This window comes from Thermus sp. NMX2.A1 (assembly GCF_000511705.1).
GTDB classification, from domain to species: domain Bacteria; phylum Deinococcota; class Deinococci; order Deinococcales; family Thermaceae; genus Thermus; species Thermus scotoductus.
In genome coordinates, this window is the sequence record NZ_ATNI01000012.1 from 18,490 (window position 1) to 29,694 (window position 11,205).

Annotated in this window: 9 protein-coding genes; 6 read left to right on the top strand and 3 right to left on the bottom strand. The window is 62.3% G+C overall.

The features are described from left to right. Window positions 1–100 precede the first annotated feature (100 nt). The 6 genes from TNMX_RS00485 to TNMX_RS00510 all read left to right on the top strand — a co-directional run bounded on the left by TNMX_RS00485 (window position 101) and on the right by TNMX_RS00510 (window position 6,999). Complete coding sequence (locus tag TNMX_RS00485) at window positions 101–955, top strand: 4Fe-4S dicluster domain-containing protein (protein WP_015717347.1); 855 nt, start codon at window positions 101–103, stop codon at window positions 953–955. Window positions 956–964: 9 nt separating this feature from the next. Beyond that, window positions 965–4,150: a molybdopterin-dependent oxidoreductase gene (locus tag TNMX_RS00490; RefSeq protein ID WP_015717348.1), complete on the top strand. Its 3,186-nt coding sequence runs from the start codon at window positions 965–967 to the stop codon at window positions 4,148–4,150. A gap of 80 nt (window positions 4,151–4,230) precedes the next feature. Then, window positions 4,231–4,668, top strand: a complete 438-nt coding sequence (locus tag TNMX_RS00495; protein ID WP_015717349.1) for a hypothetical protein — start codon at window positions 4,231–4,233, stop codon at window positions 4,666–4,668. 10 nt (window positions 4,669–4,678) lie between these two features. After that, window positions 4,679–5,122, top strand: a complete 444-nt coding sequence (locus TNMX_RS00500; protein ID WP_038028313.1) for a hypothetical protein — start codon at window positions 4,679–4,681, stop codon at window positions 5,120–5,122. Window positions 5,123–5,137: 15 nt separating this feature from the next. Further along, on the top strand, window positions 5,138–5,692 hold the full coding sequence (locus TNMX_RS00505) for a DOMON domain-containing protein (RefSeq protein ID WP_038028315.1): 555 nt from the start codon (window positions 5,138–5,140) through the stop codon (window positions 5,690–5,692). 101 nt (window positions 5,693–5,793) lie between these two features. Then, a complete protein-coding gene (locus tag TNMX_RS00510) occupies window positions 5,794–6,999 on the top strand; it encodes a YeeE/YedE family protein (RefSeq protein WP_038028318.1) in 1,206 nt (401 codons plus the stop codon). Here TNMX_RS00510 and TNMX_RS00515 read toward each other — a convergent pair. The 3 genes from TNMX_RS00515 to TNMX_RS00525 all read right to left on the bottom strand — a co-directional run bounded on the left by TNMX_RS00515 (window position 6,989) and on the right by TNMX_RS00525 (window position 11,136). Next, a complete protein-coding gene (locus tag TNMX_RS00515) occupies window positions 6,989–7,852 on the bottom strand; it encodes a complex I NDUFA9 subunit family protein (protein WP_038028320.1) in 864 nt (287 codons plus the stop codon). The genes TNMX_RS00510 and TNMX_RS00515 overlap by 11 nt on opposite strands. 203 nt (window positions 7,853–8,055) lie before the next feature. After that, window positions 8,056–10,641, bottom strand: a complete 2,586-nt coding sequence (locus tag TNMX_RS00520; RefSeq protein WP_038028322.1) for an arsenate reductase (azurin) large subunit — start codon at window positions 10,639–10,641, stop codon at window positions 8,056–8,058. 12 nt (window positions 10,642–10,653) lie between these two features. Further along, entirely contained in the window at window positions 10,654–11,136 is a 483-nt protein-coding gene (locus tag TNMX_RS00525; protein ID WP_015717355.1) for an arsenate reductase (azurin) small subunit, read from the bottom strand. Between the last annotated feature and the right edge of the window lie 69 nt (window positions 11,137–11,205).

Genomic DNA, 11,205 nt, shown 5'->3' on the forward strand with positions numbered 1-11,205 from the left:
CCCGGAGCTGTAGGAAAGTTGCCCGACATTGGTGTCCGGCCATCCACCTCTACCTGGCCCTTCCAGGCCCACCTACCCTTAGGACGAGAGGAGGTGAAGGATGGAACGGGAGATCCAGATAAGCCCGGGAGATGTCCACCGGGACCGGCGCCAGTTCCTGGCCAAAATGGCCAGCGCCGTTTTCGCCTCTATGGTGGCGCCCGGCCTAGCCCAAGGTGTACCCCAGGCTCCAGCCACGCCCCTTACCCCGCAGGAGGAGGACGCCCTCCTCCGCATGCAGAAAGAGCTTGAGCGGGCCCTCAAGAACCCCAACCGCCGCTGGGGCATGGTCATTGACCTGAGGAAATGCGTGGGCTGCCATGCTTGCACGGTGAGCTGCATGGCGGAAAACCGCCTGCCGCCAGGTGTGGTCTACCGGCCCGTGAGCGAAGAAGAGGTGGGTACCTTCCCCCACGTCACCTACCGCTTCGTGCCCAGACCCTGCATGCAGTGCGACGAGCCCCCGTGCGTTCCCGCTTGTCCTTACGATGCCACTTGGAAAAGGAAGGACGGAATCGTCGAGATCGACTATGAGCTTTGCGTGGGGTGCGAAAAGTGCATCCCCCCCTGCCCCTACAACTCCCGTCACAAGGACGACGGCTACTTCTGGACGGAGAACACCCCGGGCCAAGGGCAGATGCCCTATGAGGAACTCCCCGTCTACGAGTGGGGCAAGAAGGTGAACCGGGACGACGAGGCAGGCCCCATGGACAAGGTGCGCAAATGCCACTTCTGCCTGCACCGCATTGAACGGGGCCTTTTGCCCCAGTGCGTGGTCACCTGCATCGGCCGGGCCACCTACTTCGGGGACCTCGAGGATCCCTCCTCCTTGGTTTCCGAGCTCATCAAGAAGCCCAACGTGATGCGCCTAAAGGAAGAGGTGGGCACCAAGCCCCGCGTTTACTACCTGGTTTAGGAGGTGAGCATGGAAAAGCTTTCCCGGCGCAACCTGTTAAAGCTTTCGGGCACAGGCGTTCTGCTGGGACCCCTCGGCCTTGCCCTGCAGGAGAGAGGTGCCCAGGGCATGGGGGCCTACGAGATCCAGCTTCCGGAGAACACCATCTACTCCAGCTGCCTCCAGTGCAACACCGGCTGCCCCATCAAGGTGAAGCTCTACGAGGGCGTGGCCAGCAAGATTGACGGCAACCCCGTTTCCCCCTGGACCTTCCGCCCCCACCTGCCCCTCAACACCGATATCCACACCCTGGCCAAGGTGGACGGGGCCCTCTGCCCCAAGGGCCAGGCAGGGATCCAGACCGCCTATGACCCCTACCGTATCCGCAAGGTGCTCAAGCGGGCGGGCCCCAGGGGAAGCGGCAAGTGGGAGGAGATCCCCTTCCACCAGGCGGTGAAGGAAATCGTGGAAGGGGGCAAGCTCTTTGCCCACCTGGGCGACGACCGGGTCTATCCCGGGCTGAAAGACCTCTGGGCCCTCAAGGACCCCGCCGTTATGACCCGCATGGCCCAGGCGGTGAGGGCCATCTGGGCGGAAAAGGATCGGGAGAAGAAAAAGGCCCTGGTAGAGAAGTTCAAGGAGGACTTCAAGGAATATCTCCACACCCTCATCAATCCCGACCACCCCGACCTCGGTCCCAAGAACAACCAGGTGGTCTTCGCCTGGGGCCGGCTCAAGGCGGGCCGCTCGGACTTCATCCGCTGGTTCTTCTCCCAAAGCTTCGGCACCGTTAACCTTCACGGCCACACCACTGTTTGCCAGGGCTCCTTGTACTTCACGGGCAAGGCCATGAGCGAACAGCCCACCTTTGACGCCTCAGGAAAGCTTTCCTGGTCGGGTGGGGCTAAGTTCTACTGGCAGGCGGACCTCTCCAAGGCCCGCTTCGTGGTGTTCGTGGGGGCCAACGTCTTTGAGGGGAACTACGGCCCCCCCTTAAGGGTGGGCTGGATCACGGAAAGGGCCAGCAAGGGGGAACTGGAATACGCCGTGGTGGACCCGCGGGCGCAGAAGGCGGTGAAGGGCGCAAGCCGCTGGATTGCCCCCAAACCCGGCCACGACGCCGCCATCGCCATGGGGGTGATCCGGCTTCTCCTGGAATGGGGCAAAATTGACGCCAAGTTCCTCTCTGCCGCCAACAGGGGAGCCGCCAAGGCCATCGGCGAGAGCAGCTGGACCAACGCCACCTGGCTGGTGAAGCTCAAAGACGGCAAGCCGGAAAGGCTTCTTAGGGCCAGCGACCTGGGCCTGCCCAAACCCAAGGCCAAGGTGGGGGACAAGGAGGTGGAGCTGGACGCCCCCGTGGTTCTTCAGGAAGACCGGCCCGTGGCCTTCAACCCCAACGACGAAGCTCAGCCGGTCTTTGGCGAGCTTTGGGTGAACACCACCTTAAACGGCATCCCGGTAAAGAGCGCCCTCCAGCTCATCAAGGAAGAAGCCTTCCGGCATCAGGTGAGGACCTGGGCGGCCTTCGCCGGGGTGGAGGAACCGGACATCCGCTTCCTGGCGGAGAAGCTGGCCCAGTACGGCAAGAAAGCTGTGGTAGACGTGCACCGCGGAGCTAGCCAGCACACCAACGGCTTCTACAACGCCTTTGCTTGGTTTACGGTTAACGCCCTTCTCGGCAACATTGACCACCAAGGCGGATTCGTGCAGGCCAGCACCTACGACATCACTGGGGGTAAGGCGGGAGGACCTTTCCCCATGGCCAAGCTCCACCCCAAACCCCTTTCGCCCTTTGGCATCAGCCTCATCCGCCATGAGGTCAAATACGAGGACACCACCCTCTTTGAGGGCTTTCCCGCCAAGCGGCCTTGGTACCCCCATGCCTCCGACGTCTACCAGGAGATCCTGCCCTCGGCGGCCCAGGGCTACCCCTATCCCATCAAAATCCTCTTCCACTACATGGGCTCCCCCGCCTACGCCCTGCCAGGAGGCGGCGAACAGATCAGGGCCATGCTGGACCCCGACAAAATCCCCCTCATCGTGGCCTTTGACATCGTGGTGGGGGATACCTACCTCTTCGCCGACTACATCATCCCCGACCTCTCCTATCTGGAGCGCTGGGAGTTCCAGGGGAGCCATCCCTCCATTATTTGGAAGGTCCAGCCAGTCCGCCAGCCTGCCATTGCCCCCATACCCGAAGAGGTGGAGGTCTTCGGTCAAAAGATGCCCATCTCCCTCGAGAGCTTCCTCCTCGCTCTGGCAGAGCACCTGGGCCTGCCGGGCTTCGGCGAAAAAGGGTTCGCCAACGGGATGCCTTTCACCCATCCCGACCACTTCTACCTGAAGCTGGCCGCCAACCTGGCCTTTGGGGAAAAGGCGGATGGCTCCGATGCCCTTCCCGAGGCCAGCGAGGAGGAGGTGGAGGTCTTCCGCAAGGCCCGCCGCCACCTTCCCTCCTCGGTATTTGACGAGGAGCGCTGGCGGAAAGCCATCGGCGACGAGGGCCTTTTCCGCCGGACCGTCTACCTCCTGAACCGGGGCGGGCGGTTCCAGGAGTTCGGCAAAGCCTACGCCCCGGGCGACCTGGTGGCCAACCGCTACGGGAAACAGGTCAACCTCTTCCTGGAAAAACAGGCCCTTTCTCTCCATCCCATGACGGGGAAACCCTACTGGCCCTTGCCCGCCTACTTCCCTCCGTACCAAGACGTTCTTGGCAACCAGCTCCGCGACCCTGGATACGGCCTTGTCCTTCTCACCCACCGGGACATCCTCCAGACCAAGAGCCGCACCATAAGCAACTACTGGCTCCTGGCCATCAAACCCGGAAACGAAATCCTGATAAGCGCCCAAGATGCAGCACGCCTGGGGCTCCGGGATGGCCAGCTCGTCAGGGTGGTTTCCGCCACCGATCCCAAAGGGGAATGGGACCTGGGACCTTTCGGCAAGAAGCCCATGGTGGGCAAGGTCAAGGTGGTGCAGGGCCTGAGGCCGGGATGCGTTACCTTCCCCTTAGGTTGGGGCCACTGGACCTATGGCGCCAGCGACATGGTGATCAACGGCCAGGTGATCAAGGGAGACCCCAGGCGGGCCACGGGGGTCCACGCCAACGCCGCCATGCGCCTGGACCCGTACCTTAAGGACATGGCCCTCACCGACGTGGTAGGGGGAAGCGTGGTCTTCTACGAAACCCGGGTGAACTTGATACCGGTCTAGGGATGTCCCCCGGGGTACCCCGGGGGACATCCTTCCTACAATACCCGTGTTAGGCTCTTTGCAGGGGTAGGAGGTGAACGGTGATACCCGCCTTCAGAAGCGCCCAAACCCAAACCCAGTGGGCCCTGGAGTTCATCCGCCTGGTCATGCTTCTTCTGTGCTTGGTGGGATGGGTGATGTATCCGGTGGAGCTCCTCCTCCTGGACCACTGGACGGAAAGCTGGCAGAGTAAGATCCCCTTCTTTGTAGCCATCCCGGGGTTCATTTTCACCCTGTGGGTGCTCTTTGACCGGAAAACCCCCTGGGTGAGGTGGGCCTTCATCCTCACCATGTGGGCCTCGGTGTTCACCGGTGTGCTCGGGGCCTACTTCCACTTGCTCTGGAACTTTGAGGGGGAGGTGGCCTGGGAGTTTGAGGCTGCCATGGAGGCCATGGCGGGAAGCCGCCCCGTCCTGGCGGCCCTGGCCTTTACCCACATAGGGGTAACGGGGCTTTTGGCCATCTACCGGGCCAGGTAGGAGGTGAGGTATGATCGAAGCCCTCATCAAAGCCCAAACCGAGGAGGAAAGGCTTTTGGAGTTCTTGCGGTCCATCTTCCTCCTCATCGCCCTGGTGGGCTTTGTCTTCTACGGCATGGAGCACTGGATCCTGGACCACTGGACGGAAAGCTGGCAAAGCCGCATCCCCTTCTTCGTGTCCCTGGTGGGGTTTCCCCTGACCCTTCTCATGTTCTTCCACCGGGGCAAGTGGGTTCGCTACCCCTTCCTACTCTGGATGCTGGTAACCGTGGCCACAGGCATCCTGGGGGCTTACTATCACCTACTTTGGAATGCCCAGGATGCCGAGGTAAGCCTTTGGAGCCTCAAGGGGTTTCTGGAAGCCTTTGAAGGAAGCCGCCCTGTGCTGGCAGCCCTGGCGCACACGCATGTGGGGGCGGTGGCCTTCGTGGTGGGCATAACCATAAGGGACTAAAGGGAGGTAAAGGGTATGAGAAAGGGCATCGTCTGGCTTCTGGTTCTGGTCCTGAGTGGGGCGCTGGCCCAGGCACCCAAGGTGGATGGGAGGATCGCCAGCGGGGAGTACGCCAAAACCTACAAGCACGAGAAAAGCGGCATCACCCTGCACTGGAGCATCGTGGGGGACACCCTGTATCTGGCCCTCGAGGGCAAGAGCAAGGGCTGGATCGGCATGGGCTTCCTGCCGGAGAAGACCGACAAGAAGAAGGGAGCGGACCAGTACCTCTTCTACATGGAAGGGGGCAAGCTGGTGGCCCTGGACATGTACCAGACCAAGCGCACGGGAGCCCCGGTAACCGACGAGAAGGAGGGAGGGAAAAACTCCATCCTGGCCGCTGCGGCCACCTACGAGAACGATACCTGGGTGGTGGAGTTCAGCCGCAAGCTGAAAACCGGGGAAGCCACCGACGTGGAGATCACCCCGGGGAAAAAGCTCATCGTCCTCCTGGCCCACGCGGAAAAGATGGACCCCAAGGAGGAGCATAAGAAGACCGAGCGCTGGTACCTCGAGGACTTCGTCTTCTAAGGGTTTCCACCCCTCGGGCCTGGAATCCCCTTCCAGGCCCATTGTCTTATCACGGGATAGATACCCTTGACTTTTGCAGACTCATAGGTACCATAAAAGGCATGAACCGGCCGCAGCCCATCCAACCCCTTTATCTCGGTCTTTTTCTCCTGGCGACCCTGGGTCTTTCCTACGGCGTTTGGCTGGCTTCCGGTGTCAGGCTGGTCCTGGCCTTCTGGGTAGCCATCCTCCTAGGACTAGCCCTTTTCCACGCCAAGTTTGGCTTCGCCTCGGGGTTCCGGCGTTTCCTCCTCACGGGGGAAAGCCGCTTATTGAGGGCCCACTTTCTCCTCTTTACCCTCGCCAGCCTGCTTTTCTTCCCCTTCCTGGTCCAAGGGGAAGCCTTTGGCCAGGCGGTGCAGGGGTTTGTGGTACCCATCGGGATCGCCCTCGCCGTGGGGGCTTTCCTTTTCGGCATCGGCATGCAGCTTGGGGACGGGTGCGCCTCCGGTACCCTCTACCACACGGGAAGCGGGGACACCCGGGGGATTTTGGTTCTCCTGGGCTTCATGGTGGGTTCTTTGCTGGGGGTCTACCACCTTTCTTACTGGCAAGCCCTTCCCGCCTGGAACCCAGGTAGTGCCCTCACCTGGTTTTCCTCCCCCTACATGGGCCTTCTCCTCTGGATAGGCCTTTTGGCCTTCCTCTACCTTCTGGTTTCCCGGGTGGAAAAAAGGCGCACGGGCCAGGTGGTACCTCTCTGGCAACGGGAAGCCACCCACCCCCTCTTCGGCCCCTGGAGCCCGGTGGGAGGTGCCGCAGTCCTAGCCTTAGGAAGCCTCCTTATCCTCCTGTTATTGGGCCGCCCCTGGGGGGTAACGGCGGCCTTCGCCCTTTGGGGGGGCAAGCTGGCCCAACTTCTGGGGATCCCGGTGATGGATTGGGCCCTCTTCAACAACCCGGCCTTCGCCGAAAAGCTGGAACAGAGCATCCTGAAAGACCCCACCAGCGTGACCAACTTCGGGGTCTTCCTGGGAGCCTTCCTGGGAGCCACCCTGGGTGGGGTCTTTAGGTTTCAGGACCTGCGCCGCATCCCCTGGACCACCCACCTGGGGGTCTTCCTGGGAGGGGTGCTCATGGGCTACGGAGCCCGGCTGGCAGGGGGTTGCAACATCGGGGCTTACCTGGGGGGCACTGCCTCCTTCAGCCTCCACGGTCCCCTCTGGGGGGTCTTCGCCCTCCTGGGCACCGCCCTGGGGGTGCGGCTTAGGCCCGCCTGCCGCCTGGAAAACGAAGGCAGGACGGGAAAGAGCCTGCCTAGCACTTGAGGTAGGTGGGAAGGACCTCCTCCAGGGCCTTGGGCGCCGGGAGGAGGTCCTTTAGGGCTTCGGGAAAGGGAGCGGTGTTCCCCTCCTTCAGCATGAGGTACTGGTCCTGGGTGATGGGGGCGAAGGGCAGGCGGGATAGGAAGGGTACGGCCAGGTCCATAAACCCTAGGGGAATGGAGAGAAAGGGTTTTTTCCGCCCTAAAACCTCCATGCAAAGCCCTAAAAGCTCCCGGAAGGTGTACTCCTTGGGCCCCACCAGGTCAAAGGTGCCCTCGAGGCCCCTTTCCAAAGCCCCAGCAAAGGCTTCGGCCACATCCTCCACGTAGACGGGGCGAAAGCGGAAGCTTCCATCCCCGATGAGGGGCACGAAGGGCCAGGGCCCACAGACCAAGCCCCTCAGGACTTGGCCAAAGAACTCGTCCCCGGGGCCGAAGATGAGGCTGGGGCGGAAAATGGCGTAGCTTAAGCCGCTTTCCTGCACCAACTCCTCCGCCTCAGCCTTTGTTTCATAGTAGCGGCTTCCCGACCCCCGCCTGGCCCCCAGGGCGGACATGTGAAGAAGCCGGCCCACCCCAGCCCGCTTTAGGGCCACAAGAAGGTTCCTGACCCCTTCCACGTGCACCTGGCGGAAGGTCTGGTCCTTCTCCCGGATGATCCCCGCCAGGTAGATGGCGGCCTCCACCCCCTCGAGGGTCGGTACCTCCCGGGTGATGTCCCCGGGGATGTGGACCGCTCCCTTGGGAAGGTCCCTGGGGGTGCGGGAGAGGACCAAGGGGGTGTGGCCCCCCTGCACAAGCCGGGCCACCAGGTGCCGGCCTACAAAGCCCGTCCCGCCAACAACCAGAACCCTCATCCCAAGCGTCCCAAGGCTCTCTTCGTCCTCCTTTGCACCTAGAGAGCTAACGGTAGACTGCCCCAACCTGCCTTCCACCGCCCAGCTCCAAGGCCGGGGAGGACTTTAGGCATTCTCCCAGAAAGACCAACCCAAGGGTGTTACCCCAGCCACAAAGGAGGCCCCCGCCCCCTTTGGGGGCGGGGCTAGGCGAGCGTCAGGACTTAGTCAAACTTGTTCTGTTGCAGGAGGCTAGCCGTCTGCTGCACGGAAGGGATAGCCCCTGCCACCTTGCGGAGGTTAGCCCGGGTGCCCTTGTACCACGGAATGGTGGTCTTGGGATCGGTGTAGCCCGAAACCAAGGAGTTGGAAGTGCCCCGCCAGTGGTACATGACCAGGAAGAGCATCCCTGGCTTCACCGCATCGGTCACGTAAACCATGAAGGTGCCGTTTCCTTCTTCGTTGTAGACCTCCACCAGGTCCCCCGACTGGAGGCCAAGCCGCTTGGCATCCTGGGGGTTGACCTCCACATAGGGCAAGGGGAGGGCCATTGCCTTTTCCGGCAGGTGACGGTCGTGGTAGGCGGTCTGCCAGATGGTCTGGGCCCGCCCCGTGGTGACCCAGAAGGGATACTGTCGGGCCCTTTCCCCTTCCAGGTACTTGGCCACCTCCGGAGGGTAGCCCTCCCAGTCGTCGGTGCCGTACCACTTGAACTTGCCGTCGGAGGTGCCGAACTTGTGGGTGTAACGGCGCACGGTACCCACCAGCTTCCCGGTCTTGGGATCCCGGCGCACAGGTGTTTGTATGCCTTGCTGGCCCACCTCCTTGAGGAACTTATAGGTGACCCCCTTGTAGTTCTCGGGCTCCAGCTTGGCCTCGTCCTCCTCGCTCACCCGGTTGTCGCTGAACTCCTCCGCCCCGGCCAGGAAGACATCCTCATCGGTGTTCCAGTTCTTGCCGAACTCAAACTTGGCGGCCTCCTGGTGCTTGCCCTCGGCCCGGTAGAGCTCGGCGATTCGCAGGCCCACCCACTTGAAGATCTCCCAGTCGGGCTTGGCCTCACCGGGGGGATCCATGAACTTCTCGTACAGGCGGAGCAGACGGCTATTGCAGTTGATGGAGGTGTCGTTGGCCTCACCCCAGGCGGCCGCAGGCAGGATCAGGTGGGCGTCGCGGGCGGTTTCCGTCATGTAAATGTCCTGGACCACCATGAAAAGGGCATCCGGGTCGGAGTAGAGCACGTCCAGGATTTTCTTCACCCGTTCCTGGATGGTCCCAGGCTCCCCACCAGCACCCAGGGCCTTGGTGAGCTTCTCCGTACGCTCGTGGATGCGCTTGCGGAAGACCTGGGCGTTTGGCGTGGACAAATAAGGATCGGTGGCGATCACCCAGTAGAACTTGCCCTTGCCGTCCGTGAGGAACTTGTCCACGTTGACAGGGGGGCCACCCCGGTAGATGGAGCCTGGGGTGGGGGCAGGAGGCCGCACGTACCCCTCCTGGTGCCCGCCCTGACGGCCGCAGCCCGTGCCGGGGCGGCCGATGTTGTGGGTGAGGACCGCCAGCTGCACGATGGCCGCCACCTGATCGTAGTTCTTCATGTTCCAGATGATGCCCTTCTCGTAGATGGTGAGGGTGCGGCGCTTGAACTTGCCCGCCTTGGGCTTGGCAATCCAGTCCGCAGCCTTCTCAATCTGGGCCCTGGGCACGCCGGTGATCCTTTCCACCTCGGCCATGAACTCGGCATAGGGCACCTGAAGCTTGAGGCTCTTCTGCTTGTACTCCTCGAAAAGCTTCATGTCGGTGCGGGCCTCGAGGTAGGCCATGTCGTAGTAGCCCCGCTCCCAGATCACCCGGGCGATGGCATTGGCCAGGATGTAGTCCGTGCCCAAGTTGGGCTGAAGGAGAAGGACCCGGTCCTTGGCCACGGTTTCGGCAATGGTATAGGAGGAGGTCTTCCGCGGGTCAATCACGATCAGGTACCCGGGTTCCGCAGGCTCCCCTCGGTCAAAGACCTTCTGCTTTTCCGCCACCGTGTTCCCCTGTAGGTTGGGGAGCATGTGCTCGGCGTAGAACACCGTGGCGGTTTCGTACGGGTTAGCCCCCCAGAGAACGATGGTGTCGGCCAGCCGGGCGTCCTCATAGGTGTAGTTGAGCTCGTGCACCCCCCGCTCGCGGCTACCCCAGACCTCGGAGTTATAGGCGGGCCGGTTGTGAATGGCGATGTGCTTCACGGAGAGGGCGGTAAAGAAGAGCTTGCCCGCCCCGTAGTTGTCCTCAAACCCCTGGCCCGAGCCCCCGTGGTCGTAGCACTTCACGGCGATGTTGTCGTCGCTGCCATCCCGGTCCCGGATACCTTTGATCAACCCGGCCATGAGGGTCAGGGCATCCTGCCAGGTGATGGCCTGGAACTGGTCCCCCACCCGCAAGAGGGGATAGAGGAGGCGGTCCTGGGTACCCCGGTCCAGGCTCCACACGGTAAGGGCGTTGGTGCCACCCCGGATAGAGTAGTTGCCCCGGTTGATGGGACTGTCCTTGGCGGGCACGATCACCACGTGGTACTGGCGGCCGTCCTTGCCCACGGTAATCCCGTGCATGGTCTCCGTGTAGCTCTGACCAGCCAGGGGAGGCTGGGCCCGGGAAAGATCCAGGCCGAAAGCGTTCTGGTCAGGCTTCAAGCCGCCCTGCTCGCCCACCGGCCAAACGTACACCTTGTAGCCGCAACCCACGTTGCAGTACTGGCACACCGTGTTGTGCACCCGAGCGTTCTTGGGAGGAATGGGAAGCTGGTCCCTTCTAGGAATAAGCGCCATACCCTACACCTCCTACACGTTCTTAACCCGGCCCCAGATGAGACCGGCCACGGCCACCGCGTAAATATCACCCTTGCCGTCTATGCGCAAAGGAATCTGGGGAAGCCAGGAGCTGGCCAGGCCCTGGTAGGTCTGCCCGGCCTTGGCGGGGTCGAACATGGAGTAGTGGCACCGGCAGATGAACCTCCCCCCCTCGTATTGGATAGGGCAACCCATATGGGTGCAAAGGCCCGAGAAGGCCACGATGTCCCGCCCAGGCCCCACGCCTCCAATGGCCGGCTTGCCCAGCTTAACCAGGATGGCCGGGGCGGAGGCATCGGGGTAGTTGAAGGTGATGGGCTGGCCCGTTTTCACCTGGGCAACGTTGGCCACCTTCACCGCCGGGTACGTAAGGCTGGGTGCATATCCCAACTGGGCCTTCCCCCCTGCGGTGAAGAGGGCGGTGGCCGCCGCCGTCAGCTTGACAAACCGCCTACGCGACAAGGTTTGCGTCATAGCCACACACCTCCTTGGGTGCAGTTGAAGGCTATCAAACACAAGGGACTTTTGTCAATCCCTTTTGAT

What these genes read in the sequence shown, in the direction of transcription:
- TNMX_RS00500 (WP_038028313.1), top strand. Translation starts at nt 4,679, where the DNA reads ATGATCGAAGCCCTCATCAAAGCCCAAACCGAGGAGGAAAGGCTTTTG.
- TNMX_RS00505 (WP_038028315.1), top strand. Translation starts at nt 5,138, where the DNA reads ATGAGAAAGGGCATCGTCTGGCTTCTGGTTCTGGTCCTGAGTGGGGCG.
- TNMX_RS00490 (WP_015717348.1), top strand. Translation starts at nt 965, where the DNA reads ATGGAAAAGCTTTCCCGGCGCAACCTGTTAAAGCTTTCGGGCACAGGC.
- TNMX_RS00485 (WP_015717347.1), top strand. Translation starts at nt 101, where the DNA reads ATGGAACGGGAGATCCAGATAAGCCCGGGAGATGTCCACCGGGACCGG.
- TNMX_RS00510 (WP_038028318.1), top strand. Translation starts at nt 5,794, where the DNA reads ATGAACCGGCCGCAGCCCATCCAACCCCTTTATCTCGGTCTTTTTCTC.
- TNMX_RS00520 (WP_038028322.1), bottom strand. Translation starts at nt 10,641, where the DNA reads ATGGCGCTTATTCCTAGAAGGGACCAGCTTCCCATTCCTCCCAAGAAC.
- TNMX_RS00525 (WP_015717355.1), bottom strand. Translation starts at nt 11,136, where the DNA reads ATGACGCAAACCTTGTCGCGTAGGCGGTTTGTCAAGCTGACGGCGGCG.
- TNMX_RS00515 (WP_038028320.1), bottom strand. Translation starts at nt 7,852, where the DNA reads ATGAGGGTTCTGGTTGTTGGCGGGACGGGCTTTGTAGGCCGGCACCTG.